The organism is Clostridioides sp. ES-W-0018-02 (assembly GCF_020658175.1).
Taxonomy (GTDB): Bacteria; Bacillota; Clostridia; order Peptostreptococcales; family Peptostreptococcaceae; genus Clostridioides.
This window is the reverse complement of record NZ_JACVVY010000001.1, coordinates 578,387-599,471: the sequence shown is the minus strand read 5'-3', so window position 1 is coordinate 599,471 and position 21,085 is coordinate 578,387. Positions and strand designations below refer to the sequence as shown.

The 21,085-nt window shown below is 26.8% G+C and carries 21 protein-coding genes; 15 read left to right on the top strand and 6 right to left on the bottom strand.

The window, feature by feature from the left end; translation table 11 throughout:
- The first annotated feature begins 4 nt into the window (after window positions 1–4).
- The 5 genes from argJ (at window position 5) to IC219_RS02805 (ending at window position 5,204) form a co-directional block, all read left to right on the top strand.
- Window positions 5–1,222, top strand: a complete 1,218-nt coding sequence (argJ, locus tag IC219_RS02825; RefSeq protein WP_227435055.1) for a bifunctional glutamate N-acetyltransferase/amino-acid acetyltransferase ArgJ — start codon at window positions 5–7, stop codon at window positions 1,220–1,222.
- Window positions 1,223–1,235: 13 nt separating this feature from the next.
- Window positions 1,236–2,096 carry an acetylglutamate kinase gene (gene argB / locus IC219_RS02820; protein WP_227435056.1) on the top strand — a complete coding sequence of 287 codons (861 nt, stop codon included), beginning with the start codon at window positions 1,236–1,238 and terminating at the stop codon, window positions 2,094–2,096.
- A 52-nt stretch (window positions 2,097–2,148) separates the two neighbouring features.
- Window positions 2,149–3,342: an aspartate aminotransferase family protein gene (locus tag IC219_RS02815; RefSeq protein ID WP_255612864.1), complete on the top strand. Its 1,194-nt coding sequence runs from the start codon at window positions 2,149–2,151 to the stop codon at window positions 3,340–3,342.
- A gap of 106 nt (window positions 3,343–3,448) precedes the next feature.
- On the top strand, window positions 3,449–4,471 hold the full coding sequence (argF, locus tag IC219_RS02810) for an ornithine carbamoyltransferase (protein WP_227830585.1): 1,023 nt from the start codon (window positions 3,449–3,451) through the stop codon (window positions 4,469–4,471).
- 124 nt (window positions 4,472–4,595) lie between these two features.
- The gene (locus IC219_RS02805) at window positions 4,596–5,204 is read left to right on the top strand and encodes a hypothetical protein (protein WP_227830584.1); all 609 of its coding nucleotides are present in this window, start codon (window positions 4,596–4,598) and stop codon (window positions 5,202–5,204) included.
- A gap of 377 nt (window positions 5,205–5,581) precedes the next feature.
- On the opposite strand, the gene IC219_RS02800 is transcribed toward IC219_RS02805, so the two are convergent.
- The 4 genes from IC219_RS02800 to IC219_RS02785 all read right to left on the bottom strand — a co-directional run bounded on the left by IC219_RS02800 (window position 5,582) and on the right by IC219_RS02785 (window position 8,899).
- The gene (locus IC219_RS02800; protein WP_227830583.1) at window positions 5,582–6,796 is read right to left on the bottom strand and encodes a M20 family metallo-hydrolase; all 1,215 of its coding nucleotides are present in this window, start codon (window positions 6,794–6,796) and stop codon (window positions 5,582–5,584) included.
- Between the two features lie 230 nt (window positions 6,797–7,026).
- The gene (locus tag IC219_RS02795; protein WP_227482607.1) at window positions 7,027–7,665 is read right to left on the bottom strand and encodes an ABC-2 transporter permease; all 639 of its coding nucleotides are present in this window, start codon (window positions 7,663–7,665) and stop codon (window positions 7,027–7,029) included.
- Complete coding sequence (locus tag IC219_RS02790; protein WP_227482608.1) at window positions 7,665–8,528, bottom strand: ABC transporter ATP-binding protein; 864 nt, start codon at window positions 8,526–8,528, stop codon at window positions 7,665–7,667. The genes IC219_RS02795 and IC219_RS02790 overlap by 1 nt, the downstream gene beginning before the upstream one ends.
- Window positions 8,525–8,899: a GntR family transcriptional regulator gene (locus IC219_RS02785; protein ID WP_227435065.1), complete on the bottom strand. Its 375-nt coding sequence runs from the start codon at window positions 8,897–8,899 to the stop codon at window positions 8,525–8,527. The genes IC219_RS02790 and IC219_RS02785 overlap by 4 nt, the downstream gene beginning before the upstream one ends.
- A gap of 423 nt (window positions 8,900–9,322) precedes the next feature.
- On the opposite strand from IC219_RS02785, the gene IC219_RS02780 reads away from it, so the two are divergent.
- The 5 genes from IC219_RS02780 (at window position 9,323) to IC219_RS02760 (ending at window position 14,466) form a co-directional block, all read left to right on the top strand.
- Window positions 9,323–9,667 (top strand): replication/maintenance protein RepL, encoded by a 345-nt coding sequence (locus IC219_RS02780; RefSeq protein WP_227435067.1) that lies wholly within the window; start codon window positions 9,323–9,325, stop codon window positions 9,665–9,667.
- 16 nt (window positions 9,668–9,683) lie between these two features.
- Window positions 9,684–10,280, top strand: a complete 597-nt coding sequence (locus tag IC219_RS02775; protein WP_227435068.1) for a hypothetical protein — start codon at window positions 9,684–9,686, stop codon at window positions 10,278–10,280.
- 36 nt (window positions 10,281–10,316) lie between these two features.
- On the top strand, window positions 10,317–12,911 hold the full coding sequence (clpB, locus tag IC219_RS02770) for an ATP-dependent chaperone ClpB (protein ID WP_227830582.1): 2,595 nt from the start codon (window positions 10,317–10,319) through the stop codon (window positions 12,909–12,911).
- Window positions 12,912–13,194: 283 nt separating this feature from the next.
- Window positions 13,195–13,665 carry a methylated-DNA--[protein]-cysteine S-methyltransferase gene (locus tag IC219_RS02765; RefSeq protein WP_227830581.1) on the top strand — a complete coding sequence of 157 codons (471 nt, stop codon included), beginning with the start codon at window positions 13,195–13,197 and terminating at the stop codon, window positions 13,663–13,665.
- A 660-nt stretch (window positions 13,666–14,325) separates the two neighbouring features.
- Entirely contained in the window at window positions 14,326–14,466 is a 141-nt protein-coding gene (locus IC219_RS02760; RefSeq protein ID WP_227435245.1) for a hypothetical protein, read from the top strand.
- Here the strand turns inward: IC219_RS02760 and IC219_RS02755 are convergent.
- Window positions 14,463–14,834, bottom strand: coding sequence for a helix-turn-helix domain-containing protein (locus IC219_RS02755; RefSeq protein WP_227435072.1), 372 nt, complete (start codon window positions 14,832–14,834; stop codon window positions 14,463–14,465). The two genes, IC219_RS02760 and IC219_RS02755, sit on opposite strands and share 4 nt — an antisense overlap.
- A gap of 637 nt (window positions 14,835–15,471) precedes the next feature.
- Between IC219_RS02755 and IC219_RS02750 the strand changes: the two genes are divergently transcribed.
- Entirely contained in the window at window positions 15,472–15,729 is a 258-nt protein-coding gene (locus tag IC219_RS02750) for a hypothetical protein (protein ID WP_227435074.1), read from the top strand.
- A 260-nt stretch (window positions 15,730–15,989) separates the two neighbouring features.
- On the opposite strand, the gene IC219_RS02745 is transcribed toward IC219_RS02750, so the two are convergent.
- A complete protein-coding gene (locus IC219_RS02745) occupies window positions 15,990–16,664 on the bottom strand; it encodes a VanZ family protein (protein ID WP_227482609.1) in 675 nt (224 codons plus the stop codon).
- Window positions 16,665–16,927: 263 nt separating this feature from the next.
- Between IC219_RS02745 and IC219_RS02740 the strand changes: the two genes are divergently transcribed.
- From IC219_RS02740 to ilvD, 4 genes are all read left to right on the top strand, one after another.
- Complete coding sequence (locus IC219_RS02740; protein WP_227830580.1) at window positions 16,928–17,227, top strand: hypothetical protein; 300 nt, start codon at window positions 16,928–16,930, stop codon at window positions 17,225–17,227.
- 145 nt (window positions 17,228–17,372) lie between these two features.
- Complete coding sequence (locus tag IC219_RS02735) at window positions 17,373–17,768, top strand: DUF5071 domain-containing protein (protein WP_227830579.1); 396 nt, start codon at window positions 17,373–17,375, stop codon at window positions 17,766–17,768.
- Window positions 17,769–18,519: 751 nt separating this feature from the next.
- On the top strand, window positions 18,520–19,173 hold the full coding sequence (locus IC219_RS02730; protein WP_227482611.1) for a TVP38/TMEM64 family protein: 654 nt from the start codon (window positions 18,520–18,522) through the stop codon (window positions 19,171–19,173).
- Between the two features lie 156 nt (window positions 19,174–19,329).
- Window positions 19,330–20,985 (top strand): dihydroxy-acid dehydratase, encoded by a 1,656-nt coding sequence (gene ilvD / locus IC219_RS02725; protein ID WP_227823974.1) that lies wholly within the window; start codon window positions 19,330–19,332, stop codon window positions 20,983–20,985.
- Window positions 20,986–21,085 lie beyond the last annotated feature (100 nt).

Here is a 21,085-nt window from a genome sequence, read left to right as displayed (position 1 = left end):
AAAAATGGAGATTATAAAAGGTGGAGTTACAGTTCCAGAAGGGTTTGTTGCTTCAGGAATTCACTGTGGCTTAAGAAAAAATAAAGAAAAGAGGGACTTAGCTTTAGTTTATTCAGATATTTTATGTGATGCAGCAGCAGTAGTTACTCAAAATAAAGTTAAAGGAAATCCAGTTTATGTAACACAGGAGCATATTAAAAATGGAAAAGCACAAGCGATTATAGTCAATAGTGCTAATGCTAACACATTTAATGGAAAAGAAGGTCTTATAAACGCATATAAAATGGCTAAATTTACTAGTGAAAAATTAAATATTAAAGAAGATGATGTTTTGGTTGCATCTACTGGTGTTATAGGAAAACCACTAAATATAGATTTAATAGAAAAAAATATGGATGAGTTAGTAAGTAATCTCAGTAAACAAGGTCATATTGGAGCAAGAGAAGCGATTATGACAACTGACATTATAAAGAAAGAAATAGCAGTAGCAATAATGTATGGAGATAAAAAAATAACTATTGGAGGTATGGCAAAAGGTTCAGGAATGATACATCCTAATATGGCAACAACATTGGGATTTATAACGACAGATGCAAATATCGATAGCGTTCTCTTAAAAGAAGCTCTAAAAAGTGCAGTTGATAAAAGTTTTAATAGAGTTAGTGTAGATGGAGATACAAGTACTAATGATATGGTAATGATTTTGGCAAATGGAAAAGCGAAAAATGAGAGAATGGATGAAAAAGATGAACATTATCAAGTATTTTTAAGTGCGCTTACATATGTTTGTATAGAACTTGCTAAACTTGTTGCTAAAGATGGAGAAGGATGTACAAAATTAATTGAATGCTATATAAATGGAGCACTAAGTGAAGAACATGCAGTAAAGTTAGCAAAAACAGTTATATCTTCTTCCTTGGTAAAGACAGCTGTATTTGGAGCTGATGCAAATTGGGGAAGAATATTGTGTGCTTTAGGATATGCGGGTGAAGAAATAGATATGGAAAAAGTAGATATTATTTTTGAAAGCATGAAAGGATATATAGAAGTATGTAAACAGGGAAATGGGTTGGATTTTAATGAAGAAAAAGCGAAAAAAATTCTTGAAGATGATGAAATAAGTATATTAGTAGATTTGAACATGGGAAATGCTAGAGGAAATGCATGGGGATGTGATTTAAGTTATGATTATGTAAGAATAAATGGAAGTTATAGAAACTAGGAGGAAATGCTTAATGATTGATATAGAAAAAGCAAATACACTGATAGAAGCTTTACCATATATAGAAAAGCATCAAGGCAAAACTATTGTAGTTAAGTATGGTGGAAGTGCAATGAAAAAAGATGGTTTAAAAGAGTCTGTTATGGAAGACCTTGTACTTATGAGTTATGTTGGAATAAATATAGTTTTAGTACATGGTGGAGGAGCAGAAATCAATAAAATGCTTGCTAAAGTAGATATAGAAAGTAAATTTGTAAATGGGCTTAGATATACAGATGAAGAAACTATGGAAATTGTAAAAATGGTCTTAGCTGGAAAGGTAAATAAAGACTTAGTAAACAAGATACATACAAAAGGCGGAAGAGCAGTAGGGCTTTGTGGGATAGATAATAATATGATTTTATGTGACCCATATAAAAATTATGAACTAGGATTTGTTGGAGAAATAAAGAAAGTAAATGTTGAACTTATAGAATCTTGCTTGAAATCAGGCTATATTTCAGTAATTGCAACTATTGGAGTAGGAGAAGATGGTGAGACCTATAATATAAATGGAGATACAGCAGCATCAGCTATAGCTAAAGAATTAAATGCAGATAAGCTGATACTTCTTACTGATGTGCCAGGTCTTTTAAGAGATCCAGATGAAGAAAAGTCATTGATAACAGAAGTTATACTAGATGATGTTGATAAGCTATTTGATGAAGGTATAATTACTGGTGGCATGATACCTAAGATACATGGATGTGTAGACGCTTTGAATAATGGGGTAAATAGAGTTCATATTTTAGATGGAAGAGTTCCTCATTCTATAATAACAGAGTTATTTACTGATAGTGGAATAGGCACATTAATAAGAAAAGAAAATGAATAAGAAAATAAGTTAAATATAAAAAAGATTATAAACTTAAGTGAGGATGATAAAAATGAAGATAAATAACAATAATATAGTTTCAAAATGGGAGGAATATTTCATAAATACATATAGCCAACCTGATTTTATTATAGATTATGGCGAAGGTAGTTGCTTTTTTGATACTAAAGGCAATAAATATATAGATTTTACAAGCGGATACGGAGTGTCTTCTCTTGGATATAGTAATAATAATTTAAAAACTGCTTTAAAGGAGCAAGTGGACAAATTATTACATACATCAAACTTATATTTCAATGGTCCAGTATTGTCTGTAGGAGAAAAAATAATTAATATAAGTGGATTGGATAAAGTATATTTTTGTAACTCTGGAACAGAAGCAAATGAAACTGCTTTTAAAATAGCAAGAAAGTACAGTAGTGATAAATATGGTGAAGGAAGAGGGACAATCATAAGTTTAAAGGATTCTTTTCATGGTAGAACAATGATGTCTTTGATGGCAACTGGTATGGATAAGTACCATAAATATTTTTATCCACTTCCCGAAGGATTTAAATATGTAGAAAAAAACGATATTGAAGATTTTAAAAATAATATTGATTCAACTGTTTGTGCAGTAATTCTTGAAGCAGTTCAAGGTGAAGGTGGAGTTAATGTTCTTGAAAAAGATTATATTTTAGAACTTGTAAAAATATGTAAAGAAAAAGACATAGCAGTAATATTTGATGAAGTTCAATGTGGCATAGCAAGAACGGGGAAACTTTTTGGATATGAATATTTTGATGTAAAACCAGATATTGTTACAATTGCAAAAGGTTTAGGCGCAGGGATACCAATAGGAGGAGTATTAGTAAATGAAAAGTTTTCAAAAGTTTTAGGGAAAGGAGACCAAGGTACAACATTTGGAGGGAATTTATTAGCTATGGTGGCAGCTTCTGTTGTGTTAGATGAAATATCTAAAGAAGGATTTTATGAAGATGTGTTAGAAAAAGGAGATTATATAAGAAAATCTATTGAAAATTTTAATAGTACAATCGTAGTAAAGACAAAAGGTATGGGCTTGATGATAGGAATCGAAACTACTATTGAATCTAGCACTATAGAAGAAAAAGCTAGAAAAAAAGGATTACTTATTTTGACTGCTGGAAAGAATGTACTTAGATTTTTACCACCTTTAACTATTAGCTACAAGGAGATAAATGAAGCTCTTGAAATTTTAAAAGATATATTACTAGAAGATAATTAAGTTATTAAAAGATTCATTGTTAGGGTGAGAATTAGAGTAGATAAAAATATATGAAACTAAAAATTTTATAGCATTTAAATAAATTTACAAAAAGGGGAAAATCAATATGAATAATATAAGTTTAAAAGGAAAGAGTTTTTTAACATTAAAGGATTTTACAAAAGAGGAAATTAGATATTTATTAACTTTATCTAGTTATTTAAAAACTAAGAAGAAGGTTGGTATAAAAGGAGATTTATTGCAAGGTAAAAATATAGCATTATTGTTTGAGAAGACATCAACAAGAACTAGATGTTCGTTTGAGGTGGCTGCTCATGATGAAGGTGCTCATGTAACTTATCTAGGACCCAATGACTGCCATATGGGTAAAAAAGAATCTGTATCCGATACAGCAAAAGTTTTAGGAAGATTTTATGATGGTATAGAATTTAGAGGATTTAAACAGGAAACAGTTGAAAGTTTAGCAAAATACTCTGGAGTACCTGTTTGGAATGGCCTTACAGATGAATATCACCCAACTCAAATACTTGCAGATTTTCTAACAGTAATTGAAAATGTAGATAAAGATTTAAATAAAGTTAAATTTGTTTATGTTGGGGATGCTAGAAATAATATGGGTAACTCATTGATGATAGGATGTGCTAAAATGGGAATTCATTTTGTAGCGCTTGCTCCTAAAGAACTTTGGCCAAATGAAAAGTTAGTTGAAGATATGAAAGAAATAGCTAAAAAGTCTAAAGGAGATATATTGTTAACTGAAAATATTGATGATGTAAAGGGTGCTGATGTTATATATACAGATGTATGGGTTTCTATGGGAGAAGAAGAACAATATGAAGCGAGAATAAATCAACTTAAAGATTATCAAGTGAATATGGATATGATAAAGAAAACTGAAAATGAAAATGTTATATTTTTACATTGTCTTCCAGCTTTTCATGATTTAGAAACTAAAGTTGGTCAAGAAATTTATGAAAAGTTTGGATTATCAGAATTAGAGGTTACTGACGAGGTATTTAATTCCAAGTATTCAAAAGTATTTGAAGAGGCAGAAAATAGAATGCATACTATAAAGTCTGTTATGGTTTCTACTATGACTGATGTAAATATGAATAATAATTTAATATAAATATTTTTTAATCTAGATTTATGTTTTGATAAAAGTCATAAATATTCTAAATATATTATTAAAAATCCTCATTATATGTTAAAATAATTTATGTATCAACAAATTAAGAGGGAGGATTTGAGATATGAAAAAAATCATATTACTTTTAACAACTTTTTTATTAGCAATATCTTTGACAGCATGTTCAAGTGCAAAACCAGAAGATACAATCAATAGTTTTTTTAGTAGTGCAAAGAAATTTGACTTTGAAGGTATGAACAAAGTTATGGAAAATAATGATGAAAAATATAAGGATATACTAAAAGAATTAGAAACAGAAGACCCAAGTACACAGTATGTTTTAGATTATCTAAAACATAATGCATCTAAAATAACATACACAATAAAAGACAGTGAGATTAAAGATAATAATGCAAAAATTCAAGTAGAGTGTAAGTTTGTAGATTCAACACCATTACTTAAAGAAATAGTGGCTGAAGCATTTACAAAGATGCTTGGCATGAGTTTTTCAGGTCAAGATTTAACAGATGAGAAAACAACTGAAATGTTAGTGTCAATTATGAAAGAAAAGCAAAAAAGTGTTGAAGAAACTTTTGTAACAAAAACTGTAGAGTTTGAATGTACTAAGAAAGATAATAAATGGATAATAAGTTCAGCTAATGATGCACTGGCTGATGTATTATTATCTAATCTTGTTACAGCAGGAGAGGAATTTTCTAACTCTATGAGTTAAGTTGAATATTAAATTGGAACTATAATAAAAAATGAATATATAACATTTATAAGGGATATCAGCTTTGGTATCCTTTATATTTTTAAGGTAAATAGATAAAAATCAATGGAGATATTAAAAATAATTTGAATATTTATTGTCATTATTAGAAAAATATTCACTGTATAATATATATTATTTAAAATGAGATAATTACGAATAGAATGTATAATTATAAGTAAGACATATATCTAATGGAAATGATAGATGTGATATTATTGATGAGAAATCAACTTTTATATAAATAGAATTAGAAGGTAGCAATTAGAGTTAGTTGCTACCTTTTTCATGTTTATTTTCTTTTTTTATACATCAGAATGAAGAGTATTATCGTAAAATTATTTTAGATTAAGATTATCTAGTATTTTTAAAAATATTTTTACTGCAATATCTAAATCATTCACAGTAACATTTTCATTAGGATTATGACTTATGCCTTCAGTACATCTTATAAATACCATGCCTATATCAGTTATATTATCCATTTCTTGAGCATCATGACCAGCGCCACTATAAATATAAAATGGGTTGAGATTTAAATCCACAAAACTTTTTTCTATAACTTTTGTCATTTTATCAGAACATGGTACAGGAACATTTTCAAAAGAGAGTTCACTTGTATAATTAAGTTTTCTATTTTGACATATGCGAGTTATTTCATCAAATATTTTTATTACTGAAGTATCAAGAGTTTCTTGTGAACATGAGCGGACGTCAAGAGTAAAATCAACCCTTTCAGGAACTACATTTGATGATGATGGATAGAAATTCATCTTTCCAACTGTAGCAATTAAATCAGGCGTTATCTTAGCTATATTTTCAATTGATAATACACATTCACAAGCACAACATCCAGCATCAAATCGCATATCCATTGGGAGTGTTCCAGCATGGCCAGATTTGCCATTTACTGATATTTTAAAACTCTTAAATCCTGTAATACTTGAAACAATACCAGCAGGAAGAGCATTGTTTTCTAAGACAGGTCCCTGTTCGATATGGAATTCTAAATAAGCATCAATATCTTTTCTAGGGTGTAAATTTATTAAATTTTTAGTATCAAATCCAAATTTTGTCACAGCTTCTTCAAGCGTAATTCCATTTTCATCAACAGATTTGAGTAGTTCCTCTTTAAAAGTACCAGCAAAAACTTTACTTCCCATTAGAGATGTTTCAAATCTTGTTCCTTCTTCCTCAGCAAATGCAACTAATTTAATATTAAATGGATAAGACTTATTATTATTTATAGCTTCTTCAAGTCCAATTAGAGGAACAATTATTCCTAGCATTCCATCAAATATACCTCCACATTTTACACTATCTTGATGAGATGCAACTACTAATGTAGGTGCGTTTAAGAAATTAGATTTATATGTACCTATAATATTTCCAATATCGTCAATTTCAATATCAAGATTCAAATTTTTCATCCAAGAACTTATTAATTCAATCGATTTTTTATGCTCATCAGTTAATATAAGTCTTGTAAGACCTGTTGTTGAACTTATTTTTCCTAATGTTTGTAAATAATCCATACATCTTTGTCCTAACATGGGTACCCTCCTAAAAATATAATTGTCAACTAAATTTATCAGATAATTATATTATATCAGTATATTTAGAAAATAATAGGATGTTACTGAATAAATAAATAATAAAAAAATAAAAATCCGAGTAGAAATGAATTCATAAAAAACAAAAATACTATCAAATTTTACCCTGATAGTATTTTTATAAAATCTTTTATAAAATCACTTAAATATAAAACTAGTGTTAATATATTTTACACTTCTTTTTTACAATAAATTTTTGTAGAAATAAAATATGAAATTACAAATAATAAAATCGCAATAAATGGAAGAGAATAAACTAAAGTATTAAGTATAATTTCAATAGAAATACTTGAATTAAATCTTTCCAAAAGACTTTTAAATCCTAATATTGCAGCAGTAGGAAGTAAAAAGCATGCAATCATTAATAAACTAGCTTTTTCTGTACCAAATTTATAAATAAGTGGTAAAATAAGGCTAGCAAAACATACTGAAATTGATAAAATTAATCCTGTAATAACTAAAGTATCATCTAAAACAAGTGTATTTTTAAAATATCCATTAACAATGCGAATAATAAGTGAAAAAAATACACCTATAAAGCTAAATATTAACATAGTTAAATATTTACTTAATACAATAGTGTCACGTTTGATAGGCATTGTAAGTACATAGCTATCCCATTTATTTAAATCATCATATGAAAATGTTGAAACAATCATTGTTGTACATAAAACTATAATAACACCTATAAAACTACTGTTATTTCCATCTCCAACAGAAGAGATATATCCAAATACAATCATAAATAAAATTAGAAATTTTATATTGCTTTTTAAATTAAGTAAGTCCTTTAAAATTAGTCCCTTCATTATTTATCACCTCTCACATAAAATAACATAATTTCTTCAATTGATGTATTATCAACTATAAGGTTTGGATGTTTTGTAATAAATTTATACTTATCTTTAAGTAGTACTTCATATCCAAACTGGCTTTTACGATAATATGAATAATCTTCATTTGTAAGTTTAGCAAAATCATTAGAATTACATTTTAAGATACCCATAGTATCGATTAATTCATCTTTGCTTTCGCTAAATACAATTTTCCCCTTATGTATAAATGTAATATAATCTGCTATTTTGTCCAAATCACTTGTAATATGTGAAGATAAAATAATAGAATGTTCTTCATCTTGTATAAAATCTAAGAATATATCCAATATTTCTTCTCTTACAATAGGGTCAAGTGAACTAGTTGCTTCATCTAATATTAATAACTTTGGTTTATGAGATAAAGCTACAGCAATACTAAGTTTCATTTTATTACCTTTTGAAAATTCTTTAATTAGTTTATTATTTGGAACTCTTAGTTGTTTTAAATATTCTTTAAATAGTCTATCATCCCAGTTTTTATAGATATGGCTCATAATTTTTGAGATATTATTTGTATTTAAATTCTCATGAAAGTTGCTTCCTTCAAATACGACACCAATTTGTTCTTTGATTTCTTTTTCATTTTTTATGTTATCAAGGCCAAAGATTTCAATATTTCCACTATCATAAGATATTAAATTTAAAATTGATTTTAGTGTAGTAGTTTTTCCTGCACCATTTTCACCTACAAATCCCATTATAGAGCCTTTTGGTACTGAAAAAGATACATCTTGTAATGCAAAATTTTTGTAAACTTTGTTTAGGTTTTTTATAGTTATTGCGTCCATAATTATCATTCTCCCTTATATAATAAAAGTAAAATATCTTGTAACTCATTATATGTAATGCCACTACTTTGAGCTGTATCAACTGCTTTTTGTAGATATTCTTCGATTAAACGAAGTTGTTCTTCTTTAACAAAATCCATATTTTTGCCAGATACGAAACTACCTTTACCAGTAACTGTTTCAATAAATCCATCATGTTCTAAATCACTATATGCTCGTTTTGTAGTAATTACACTTATTCTAAGTTCTTTTGCTAATAATCTCATACTTGGAAGAGCAGTACCTTCTGGCAACTCTCCACTTATAATCATACTTTTAATTTGTGTAGTAATTTGTTCGTATATTGGCTTGCCACTTGAATTACTAATAACTATATTCAATTAAACACCTCCTTAAATTGTATATATAGTATATATACATTGTATAAATATATATATACTATGTCAAGTAAACTTACAAAAAAATAATTGGAAATATTATGTGTTTAGTGGTTTTACTCTGTAGAAAAGATTATTTTACTGAGCATATTAAAATTTTTAAAAAAAATTTACAAATATTATTCAAAAATCTTACCAATAAATTGAAAATACTGATTTTAAAAAACAATAAAGTTTAGCTTATAGATAAATAAAAGTTTAGATTATAGATAAACTTTTGCTATTTTTGTTTTTGACATACATATTTTTTTGTAATATATTTATATTATCAATTAGAGATAAGGAGAGTGAGAAGAGATATTTAATTTAGATAAGGCATTAAAAAAAGATTTAAATCAAGAATACACAGAAAGTAGAAATTTGGTTATGAACAAAAGTAAATATATGAATGTTTGCTTTAAAAATTATATCAAAGTGGCAGAAGGAATGTATACTAAAAGAGATTTAATTCCAATAAAATTGATAAATTCTATGGATAAAAATAATAAGATTAGGAAAACACTACATGAATTATCTTGCGAATTTGAATATCCAAAGACTTCCTTGTCTTCATTGTTTACAGAACTAAAAAAATTAGATTTTTTACAGAAAGTAAAAAATGGTGAGTATATGATAAATCCACATATAGCATATAAAGGAAATAAAGCTGATAAAGAAAGTTTACTAGAAGAATATAATCAGATAAAAAGACCTAATAAGGTTAGTAAATAAGGAAGAAGGTTTTTATATGAGTTTAAAACTTGATAGAAATGTTCTACAGTGGTTTGATTATGTATTTGAAAATGAAGAAACTAGTTTGAGATATTATAATTTTGAATGTACATTAAAAGAGATTAGCCCCACTAGTTTAAACAGAGTAGCATTTATATTAGAAAAAAATAATTCTGAATACTGGAAGTTGTATTTTGAAATACCAGCTGAAGTTACTTTGAAACTTAAACAAAACATTCATCCTTTATTTAGAGAGTATATATATGAACAAATATCACTGTATAACGATAATCAAATTTACAATTTTGTAAATTCAAATTTATTAAAAGTGTTTAATAATATTGCAATTTACCAATATAATCTTTTAGAAAATCTATATACTATTGATTTTAGAAAGAGTTTTATAGATAAGTGCCAATATTTGTTAATAGGTGAAAAAAGACTTATAGATGAAGATTTATATCTAAGAGCAAAATCAAAAGAAGTGTTTGATTTTTTTAATTCAGATGGAACCTTTAATCTGACATTAAGTTTTGACATACAAAAAAATGAAAGTTTGCTTGATAGTCTTTTAGAGCTTAGAAAATCAATAATCATAAATGAGAGAATTTAATTTATTTGGATATAATATTAAAATGGAGGGATTTATATGGACGTAGAAAAAATGACTTTAAGAGTTCAAAAAAGTTTAAATGAGGCTTATAATGAAGCAGTAAAAAATCATAACCAACAAGTAGATGTAATTCATCTTTTTTCAGCACTTATTAATCAAGAAGATGGATTAATACCAAATATAGTAGAAAAGATGAATATATCAATAGATTCTTTAAGAAATACTGTAAACTTTGAAATGGATAAACTTCCAAAAGTATATGGAGAAGGAGCAGATTCACAAGGAGTGTCAGCTACTAGAAAAATAAATGAAGTACTTATAAAAGCAGAAAGTATTTCTAAAGAATTTAAAGATTCATATATAAGTGTTGAACATGTTATGCTTGCAATGATGGAAACAGAATCAAAATCAGTTGTTGGTAAAATATTGAAACAATATAATATAAATAAAAATGATTTTTTAAATGTTTTATCACAAGTTAGAGGTAGTCAAAGGGTAGAAACGCAAGACCCAGAAGGAACATATGATGCACTTGCTAGATATGGAACAAATTTAGTAGATTTAGCTAAAAAAAATAAATTAGACCCTGTAATTGGAAGAGATGAAGAAATAAGAAGAATTATAAGAATTTTATCAAGAAGAACAAAAAATAACCCTGTATTAATTGGTGAACCAGGTGTAGGTAAAACTGCGATAGTTGAAGGCTTAGCAGAAAGAATAGTAAGAGGAGATGTACCAGAAGGATTAAAAGATAAAATAGTATTTTCTCTTGATATGGGTGCATTGATTGCTGGTGCAAAATATAGAGGAGAATTTGAAGAAAGATTAAAGGCTGTCTTAAAAGAAGTTCAAAGTTCTGATGGAAAAATCATTCTATTTATAGATGAGATTCATACTATAGTTGGTGCTGGTAAAACAGAAGGCTCAATGGATGCAGGTAACCTGATTAAGCCTATGCTTGCAAGAGGAGAGTTAAATTGTATTGGTGCAACTACTTTTGATGAGTACAGAAAATATATAGAAAAAGATAAAGCACTTGAAAGACGTTTCCAACCTGTAATTGCAGAAGAACCTACTGTTGAAGATACAATATCTATACTTAGAGGACTTAAAGAAAGATTTGAGATACATCATGGAGTAAGAATTCATGATAATGCTATTGTAGCAGCAGCAAAACTTTCTCATAGATATATACAAGATAGATTTTTACCAGATAAAGCAATAGATTTAATAGATGAAGCTGGAGCTATGATTCGTAGTGAAATAGATTCATTGCCAACAGAATTAGATGTGGTTAGAAGAAAATTATTTACACTAGAAACTGAGAGAGAAGCTTTGCTTAAAGAAAATGATGATAAGAGTAAGACAAGATTAGAAGATATTCAAAAGGAAATAGCAGAGTTAAAATCTAAAAATGATGAAATGACTGCTAAATATGAAAAAGAGAAGAGTCAAATACTAGATATCAAAAATTTAAAATCTCAATTAGATGAAGCTAAAGGAAAAGCTGAAAAGTACGAAAGAGAATATGATTTTAACAAAGCAGCAGAGGTTAAATATGGTGAAATACCTAAATTAGAAGAGCAAATAAAGAAATATGAAGAAAGTATGAATGATGGTTCTGAAAACTCACTTTTAAAAGAAGAAGTTACAGAAGAAGAAATATCTAATATTGTATCAAAGTGGACAGGTATACCAGTAACTAAATTAGTCGAAGGTGAAAGAGAAAAGCTACTTAAGCTAGAAGATGAACTTCATGAGAGAGTTATTGGACAGAATGAAGCTGTTACAGCAGTTTCAAATGCAGTAATACGTGCAAGAGCTGGCCTAAAAGATGAAAGAAAACCAATTGGTTCATTTATATTCTTAGGGCCTACAGGAGTTGGAAAAACTGAACTTGCAAAAACTCTTGCTAGAAATTTATTTGATAGTGAAGACAATATAATTAGAATTGACATGTCTGAATATATGGAAAAACATGCTGTATCAAGATTAGTAGGACCTCCTCCAGGATATGTAGGATATGAAGAGGGCGGACAACTTACAGAAGCAGTTAGACGTGCACCTTATTCTGTAATATTATTTGATGAGATAGAAAAAGCACATGAAGATGTATTTAATATGTTTTTACAAATATTAGATGATGGTAGACTTACTGATAATAAAGGTAAGACTGTAGACTTCAAAAATACTCTTATAATAATGACCTCTAATATAGGAAGTAATTATTTATTAGAAGCAGGTGGAAATATAACAGATACTACTAACAGTCTTGTAATGAATGAGATGAAGCATAGATTTAAACCTGAATTTTTAAATAGAGTAGATGATATTATAATGTTTAAACCTTTAGACCAAGATAATATCAAGAAAATTATAGACATATTTATGGAAGATTTAAAAAATAGATTAAAAGAAAAAGATATCTCTATTGAGGTTACAGATTCAGCTAAAGATGTAATGGTGAGAGAAGGTTATGACCCTGTGTATGGTGCGAGACCTCTTAAGAGATATATAGGAAATACATTAGAAACTATAATTGCAAGAAAACTTATTGCTGGAGAGATATATAATGGATGTACTATAGTTATAGATGGTCAAGATGAAAATATTGAAGTTTTAGTTAAGTAATAAAAGTCAGTAGAGCAAAATGTGTGGTTTGATACATCATGCTCTACTGACTTTCTTGTTCATTAATGTTAATTAATTTATATATTTATGGTTTTAATAAGGAAGATATAATTAGTTTTATTATTTATATAATATAGGGTTATTAATTGATTTTATATAAAACAAATATTTTTAAACAGAGTAAGGTTTTTTTATTAAAAGTTGATAAAATATATGATATAAATAAGTAAAACTATTAATCATAACTGAAGATAAAAATAAATATGGAAGGATATAGTGCTCAATGAAAAATATATTTTACTATGAAACTAAAATTGGGAAAATAGGAATATCAGAAGAAAATAATTACATTACAGATTTATTCTTTGGGATACAAGAATTATCTTGTGAAAAATATACAGTTAAAGAGACTAAAATTATAAAAGATGCAAATAAACAACTAAGTGAATATCTAAATGGTGATAGAAAAAAATTTGATTTACCATTACATCCATCAGGAAGTGAGTTTAGTAAACAAGTGTGGAGGGAACTTTGTAAAATTCCATATGGAGAAACAAGAACTTATCTAGAATTAGCGAATACAATCAATAGACCTAAATCATATAGAGCAGTGGGGTTAGCCAATAGTAAAAATCCTATTTCTATTTTTATACCTTGCCATAGGCTTATTGGTTCTAATGGAAGTTTAAGAGGTTATTTGGGCGGAATAAAAACAAAGGATTATTTATTAAAACTGGAAAGTGAAAATAAATAATAGAATTATATAGTAAGTACATATTGAAAAGATAATACTTATAATGAAAATTAACTTTATTTTCATTAATAATTAGGTTCCAATAATTAAGTCATGAAAACTTAAACTCTCAATAATAAAAATAGTTTCAAGCTAAATAAATTTTACTACACAAATATAAAGTGAATAACATAAATAAAAGATAAATAGTATTTTGTGAGAAAAATTTTAAGTGTAGTCAGGTAAATCTAGCCCCTTTAGAAAGTGGATTTTAATTATGTTTATAAATGGTAAAAAAATACTGATAATGATAGTTAGCAAACTATAATTATCAGTATTTTTTATACTTTATCAAGTACTAAAAAGTAGATTAAATAAACATAAAAATTTATATATTTATACAAAGTTTTATAATAAGAATTATCTTGAAAAATATATAAAAACATAAAAAATATACAAAATTCTACAATAATAGATTTTTTTGTTATAATTACGAGTTTTTTATTGCATCTGTAGAATAAAAGTATTATTATATAGTTAAGATAATTATCCAAGAAAATTTTGGATAAGAGAAAAATATTTTATGAAATGAAAAAATCATAATTACATAATTTTTATTAAAAATTTGTTGGGAATCTTTGAATAAAATTAAGAACATAGGTTCACTGGGGGATGGTGTATGTGGAAAAATCAAATACTACTATTATAAGAAAGGAAAAAATTAAAGACACAGGAATTAAATTAGATTTTTTATTGAGTGTAGATATTGATTTTTATGAACTGTTATTAGAAATATTGGAAAAAGTAAAAGAAGAGAACTAATTCTCTTCTTTTAAAAATCTCTTTATATAAGCATTATCAATCATTTTTTCTATAGCCTCTCTATCTTCTTCTTCAAGTGAATATATCTTTTCTAAAAGCTGCTTTGTTTTTTCACTAACTGATAAACTTTCTATTATTAATTTGTCTTCTCTATTTATTTTTGTATTTTCATTTATACCTAATAAATAATCTGTAGATGTCTTCAGTGATTTTGCTAATCTTACTATTATTTCACTTTTAGGTTCTCGCAGATTATTTTCATAACGTGATAAACTAGCTTCAGTTATACCAACTTTAGTAGCAAGTTCCTTTTGATTTATATTCAACTCTTTTCTTAGCTTTGCTATTCTATCTCCTAAACTTTCCATATGTACATCACTCCTTACCGAAATTATAAGTTATTTTGCTGAAAAGTAAAATAAAATTACCAAAAATATATAAAAAAAGAAAAAAGATAAGAAAAAAGATTGATAATTACCGTTTGTATATATATAATATAAATTATACAAATGGTAATTTATGGAGAGGTGATATGTTGAATGGAAACAAATCAAAATTAAAAATGATGCTATAAAAAAATAATGAAATTATTAAAAACAAATCCTATAATACATTTATTTGAAGAAAATATAAAAATAAGTTTATAGAAAAGAGATATATATGTTGTAAAATATTGAGTTTTGATATAAATGATTTAATATACAAATGATTTGAATAAAAATTTTTATTAATACAATTACCAAATGTATAAATCGACATAGAAAGGGTGGTAAGGATAAGTTTTACTAAGTGAAATAGATTGTATAATGATGTTGGAATAATCAACAAATGATTTATTATGGAAATAAAAAAGAGAACTAATTAGCAAGGCTTTTAGGATTAAAGAAACTCTCAAAAGAGAAAGATGGTATATAAATATGTAATGGTAAAAGTTTTAATTATGTCAAAATAGTATATAACAAGGAAATGACTTAAAAATAAATTAAATATATTGGAGAATTTGAAATGATAATAATTAGAAGCCAGGATAAAACTAATTTAATGAAAGTTAGTAAAATTGAAATAAATGATAATCAAATATATGTAACATTTGAAGATATGTATAATACTAGGAAGATAGGATGTTATGAAAGTAAAGAGAGAGCAATACAAGTATTAGATAAGATACAAAATTTTATTGAGAATGGCACTGAATATGATTATATAACTGCTAATAAAGTTAGATGTAATGTAAATCGAATATTTCAAATGCCAATTAAGTAAGGTTATTATATTAGGCTATTCAGATTTGAAAATTATTCTAATAATTTTGTTGAAAGTGATTATAATTAAAATTTATTTTAAATATTGTTTTTGCTATAATCAAGCAGAAAAGTGAAAATAGGTATTATCAATAAGATAAAAAGTTATTGTTAAATATATTAAAGAATAAAATACCCTGTTCTTAAGGTAGTAAGAATGGGTATTTTATTTGTACATAAATATTAAGATAAAATGTAAAGCTAATAGATACATTAAATTATCTAATAAGTAATATAAAAATTATACAATAGAAATTCTCCTAAAACAGCTAATATTAAGTACATAATAGCTTCATTTTTAGGGAGGTTAATAGTTTTTCTATTTGTATCATCATCAGCTTCAACAGCAATTTCATCTTGAAGAATCTGTTCATATCGATGTGCAAAGATAGTTTTTTTACTTATATAATTAAATAAATTATCTATACATATCCATATGAAGTATCCCAAAATAGCACCTAGAGTATTCATCATCAAATCATCAATATCTGTAGTTCTATGATTAAATAATTGACAAATCTCAATTGCCAATGAAAAGCTTAGTCCAGTACATAATATGCTAATAAAATTTCTAAATCTTTTCCAAATCAAAGGAAGTAAAAATCCTAAAGGCATAAACATGATGATATTTAGAATGTAGGTTAAAGCACCACTTGAACTAAATGGAATTAAATTTATTTCATCTAGTCTAATAATTTCACCATATCTACCTATATCCCATATACTTCCAATACCTGCTTTGCTAAGTGCTAAGTAAATATAAAACAAAAAAACATAGACCCATATTAGATGTGTTACTAAATTCCTTTTTTCTTTTAAATTTACTCTTCTTATAACAATTATTTGGTATATTAAACAAGGTAATATTGCACAAAATAACGGATAAAGTGTACACATAATTTTAATTTATCTCCCTCCAAAATTTATATTTTTGACCTTATAAATACTATCTTTATTGTAATCTTTAAAAATAAACTTTTCTTTAATAAAACCTTAAAAATTTATTAACTTATAAAAATAAACTATGTATCCTTATAAGACTTAGAAAATTGAATCTTCTACACTTAATATGTAAGTATTTAAAAATTTTATCATATGTATAAATATTATAAATATATGGAAATAATAATAGTATATATTGGTAAAATAGGAGGAATTGTATGAAATGGATTAAATGGTATAGTATTACATGTATATGTATTTTTGCTCTTATAACTTTTTTTATGTTGATGTTTCCTAATAAAGTAAAAATACTTGATGCTTCATCTGCATATAGTTTTATTGAAAAAAAAGTGCCAAATAATGCTACCTATCAAGGATACAAGAGGAATCAAATTGATGGTACTACTACAATTTATTATAATTATAATAATTCAACTCATGTAGTAAAATTATCACACCCTGAATATAATTCGAGAGCGATTAACTGGGATAAAGTTTCAAATATTATATTTGATTAACTTAAAATTAGTACTTATATACAAGTATATTAAGTTATAATTTGTTTTATATTTGTAAATGTAGATATTAGTATCTAAATATAAACGATTTTTGTCTATCTTGAAGATAAGACAACTATTGTGTGTTAGACTGGAGAAATAGATTATGAAAAATGTCGAAGAACTACTTCCAAAAGATAAGTTTGATAACTGTAATATTGAAAAATTAAAGTTATTATCTGATGAAGAGATAAAACCTATTTGCCTTAGGCTTTTAGAATGGATACAAGATTACAATTGGCCTGTTGCAAAAGATATATTACCTGTATTGGCATTACATCAAGAAATTATTACTCCACTGATAATAGATATTCTTATCCCAGAGGAAAAAGATGATGATTGGAAATATTGGATAATCGTATGTCTATTACCAATGTTCACAGATAAAAAACTTGAACCAATTATACCTTTTATAAAGAGAATTGCAGAAAAGCCAACAAAATGGGAAAATACTTCAGAAGTAGATGAGGTTGCGAGAAAATTGTTACAATTAAGGTTATGAGTATTTTTGGAGTGTGCTTTATTAGATAAGATATGTATAATAGTTCAACTTTACAAAACTATGCTATTATGTGATATGCAGTTAAAAATATGGGATTTTAGAAAATAATTATTTTATGAAGGTTTATGGATTTATATATGAATATATGAAGATATTTTAGACTTATATTCTCCAAAAAATATTGTTGATAGAATGCAAATAGCAGTGTATTTCTAATATACTTATGTACCTAAAAACATTCTCTTTATGGGAATGTTTTTTATTTATTAAAAAATCAATATTTATTAATGCATGAAATAATAAAGCTCATATTTTCTATAAATAATACTATCTTCCATCTTATTAAAAAAATTTTCTAAAGAATACAATAAAAAATAATTATTTAGTTTAATTGTGTAATTTATTGATATCTTTTAGATTTTTTGTAATTAGTTAATATAAAAATGTATTATAATGATATTATTGAAACTTGAAAATCTGATAAAGAGATAATATCATAAGAAGTGATTACTATTAACTTTCATCTAATAAGTCTAAATCATATAGAATCTGAATTAACTAATATTAAAAATCTTATTTTAATTTTTGATGTAGGATTATTAACTTTGATGAAATTTTAAAAAGTCATGAAGAAGTTATTTAGATGGAATATAAATAAAGGGTTATTTATTGAAACTTAAAAAAGAAGATAAATAATAGAGATATACAATAAATACACATAGAAAGGATGATATTTATTATAAAAAGGAATTTGAAAGGAATTGTTACAGCACTTATCATTGTTATTTTTATACTCATTTATTATGCATTTTTTAGGGGTATTACAGCAGAGCAAATACGTCAATATGTGCAATCATATGGAAACTATGCACCCTTTGTATATATATTGATTTTCTCAATTTTGCCAATTACTTTTTTCCCAGTTCCAGTATTAGCATTGGCTGGAGGATTAGCATTTGGATTGTGGAAAGGGACACTTTATACGATAATAGGTGCAGGTGTTAATAGTGCAATTATGTTTATGATGGCAAAGGTATTAGCTAAGGATGCCATAACTAAGTTTTTAAAAAATAAATTATCACCATCTTTATGGAAACTTTTTATGGAGGCAGATGAGAAGAGAGGATTTTTTATTATATTTGTATTAAGATTGATACCAATTACTCCATATAATCTGATAAACTATGGAGCAGGGCTTACTAATATAAGATTTAGTAGCTATATGTTTGCAACACTTATTGGTATTTTACCAGGAACATTAGTGTTCTTAAATATAGGAGATAAAGCTATTGATATCACTAATCCTTCTTTTATAATTTCTATAGTGTTGTTGTTTTTATTAATAATAACATCTTTAATACTGGCAAAAAAGATTTCTCCAACTAGTATATCTAAGAGAGAATAACTATTTAATTTATTTGTGTAAGATATTAATATAAAATAGTAATAATTTTATATTAATATCTTTTAATATTTTTTGGGTTTTTTGTAATTAATTGATATAAAAATATATTATAATAATATTATGAAAATTTTTAAAATATAAGAAAGAGGTAATACCATGAGAAGCGATATAAAAAAAGGAATAGAGGGAGCTCCAAAGAGAGCATTAATGTATGGAATGGGTCTTACTAGAGAAGAAATTGAAAGACCATTAATAGGTATAGTAAATGCACAAAATGAAGTGATTCCTGGTCATCTTCATCTTGATGAAATAGCAGAAGCAGCAAAAAATGGAGTGAGAATGAGTGGTGGATTACCATTAGAATTTCCGGCTATAGGAGTTTGTGATGGTATAGCTATGGGGCATGTTGGAATGAATTATTCACTTGCTTCAAGAGAATTAATAGCCGATTCTATAGAGGCAATGGCAATGGCACATGGTTTTGATGCTTTAGTACTTATACCTAATTGTGATAAAATAGTCCCAGGAATGTTAATGGCGGCTGCAAGACTTAATATACCAAGTGTTGTTGTAAGTGGAGGTCCTATGCTTCCAGGAAAAGCAAATGGAAAAGTATATGACTTTAACTCTGCAATGGAAGGTGTTGGCGCTTGTAAGGATGGGACAATGAGTGAAGAAGAGCTAGAAGTGTTGGCAATGAATTCTTGTCCTGGATGTGGTTCATGCTCTGGGCTTTTTACAGCTAATAGTATGAATTGTTTAACAGAGGCACTAGGTATGGGTATTCCATATAATGGTACTGCTGCTTCACATTCAGGAGAAAGAAAAAGAATAGCAAAATATGCAGGTATGTATGTTATGGAACTTCTTAAGAATAATATAAAGCCTAGAGATATTTTGACAATAGACGCTTTTAAAAATGCAATAACTGTAGATATGGCAATGGCTGGTTCTACAAATACAGTGCTTCATTTACCTGCAATAGCCTATGAAGCAGGAATAGAACTTAATTTAGATTTATTTGATGAAATAAGTGAAAAAACTCCTTGTTTAACAAAATTAAGTCCAAGTGGTAAGCATCATATCGAAGATTTACATATGGCAGGAGGAATACCAGCTATAATGAATGAACTTTCAAAGATAAAAGGAATAAATTTAGATTGTAAAACAGTAACAGGCGAGTCTATAGGAGAAAACATAAAAAATTGTGAGATAAAGAATGAAGAAGTAATACATACATTAGAAAATACATATAGCAGTCAAGGTGGCCTAGCAATTTTAAGAGGTAATCTTGCTGTAAATGGAGCAGTTGTAAAAAAATCAGCAGTAGCAGAGGAAATGTTGATTCATGAAGGTCCAGCAAGAGTTTTTAATTCAGAAGAAGAAGCTGTTAGTGCTATATTTGACAAAAAAATAAACAAAGGTGATGTTATAGTTATAAGATATGAAGGTCCAAAAGGAGGGCCAGGAATGAAAGAAATGTTATCTCCCACATCAGCAGTTGCGGGAATGGGGCTTGATAAGCATGTAGCACTTCTTACTGATGGGCGTTTTTCAGGAGCTACCAGAGGGGCATCTATAGGACATATTTCTCCAGAAGCTATGGAAGGTGGTTTAATAGGAATAGTTGAAGAAGGAGATATAATTTCTATAAATATACCAGATAAAAAATTAGAACTAAAAGTAAGTGAAGTAGAAATAGAAAATAGAAAATCAAAATTTAAGCCTTTAGAACCAAAAATAAAGCATGGATATTTAAGTAGATATGCTAAGCTGGTTACATCAGCAAATACAGGGGCAGTTTTGAAATAGTAAATATATTAAAAAAGTAGAGAATATTAAATACTAACAGGATATCTTAAAAAGTTTTTACTATAAATAAGATATCCTATTTTATTGTTTTAAATGTATA

Bases quoted from the DNA above. Each gene is read 5' to 3' on its own strand.
- IC219_RS02755 (WP_227435072.1), bottom strand. From the start codon at position 14,834: ATGGAAAGTTTAGGAGATAGAATAGCAAAGCTAAGAAAAGAGTTGAAT.
- argF (WP_227830585.1), top strand. From the start codon at position 3,449: ATGAATAATATAAGTTTAAAAGGAAAGAGTTTTTTAACATTAAAGGAT.
- IC219_RS02765 (WP_227830581.1), top strand. From the start codon at position 13,195: ATGAAAAATATATTTTACTATGAAACTAAAATTGGGAAAATAGGAATA.
- IC219_RS02775 (WP_227435068.1), top strand. From the start codon at position 9,684: ATGAGTTTAAAACTTGATAGAAATGTTCTACAGTGGTTTGATTATGTA.
- argJ (WP_227435055.1), top strand. From the start codon at position 5: ATGGAGATTATAAAAGGTGGAGTTACAGTTCCAGAAGGGTTTGTTGCT.
- IC219_RS02780 (WP_227435067.1), top strand. From the start codon at position 9,323: ATGAACAAAAGTAAATATATGAATGTTTGCTTTAAAAATTATATCAAA.
- IC219_RS02795 (WP_227482607.1), bottom strand. From the start codon at position 7,665: ATGAAGGGACTAATTTTAAAGGACTTACTTAATTTAAAAAGCAATATA.
- IC219_RS02800 (WP_227830583.1), bottom strand. From the start codon at position 6,796: ATGTTAGGACAAAGATGTATGGATTATTTACAAACATTAGGAAAAATA.
- IC219_RS02750 (WP_227435074.1), top strand. From the start codon at position 15,472: ATGATAATAATTAGAAGCCAGGATAAAACTAATTTAATGAAAGTTAGT.
- IC219_RS02790 (WP_227482608.1), bottom strand. From the start codon at position 8,528: ATGATAATTATGGACGCAATAACTATAAAAAACCTAAACAAAGTTTAC.
- IC219_RS02815 (WP_255612864.1), top strand. From the start codon at position 2,149: ATGAAGATAAATAACAATAATATAGTTTCAAAATGGGAGGAATATTTC.
- IC219_RS02740 (WP_227830580.1), top strand. From the start codon at position 16,928: ATGAAATGGATTAAATGGTATAGTATTACATGTATATGTATTTTTGCT.
- ilvD (WP_227823974.1), top strand. From the start codon at position 19,330: ATGAGAAGCGATATAAAAAAAGGAATAGAGGGAGCTCCAAAGAGAGCA.
- clpB (WP_227830582.1), top strand. From the start codon at position 10,317: ATGGACGTAGAAAAAATGACTTTAAGAGTTCAAAAAAGTTTAAATGAG.
- argB (WP_227435056.1), top strand. From the start codon at position 1,236: ATGATTGATATAGAAAAAGCAAATACACTGATAGAAGCTTTACCATAT.
- IC219_RS02735 (WP_227830579.1), top strand. From the start codon at position 17,373: ATGAAAAATGTCGAAGAACTACTTCCAAAAGATAAGTTTGATAACTGT.
- IC219_RS02745 (WP_227482609.1), bottom strand. From the start codon at position 16,664: ATGTGTACACTTTATCCGTTATTTTGTGCAATATTACCTTGTTTAATA.
- IC219_RS02805 (WP_227830584.1), top strand. From the start codon at position 4,596: ATGAAAAAAATCATATTACTTTTAACAACTTTTTTATTAGCAATATCT.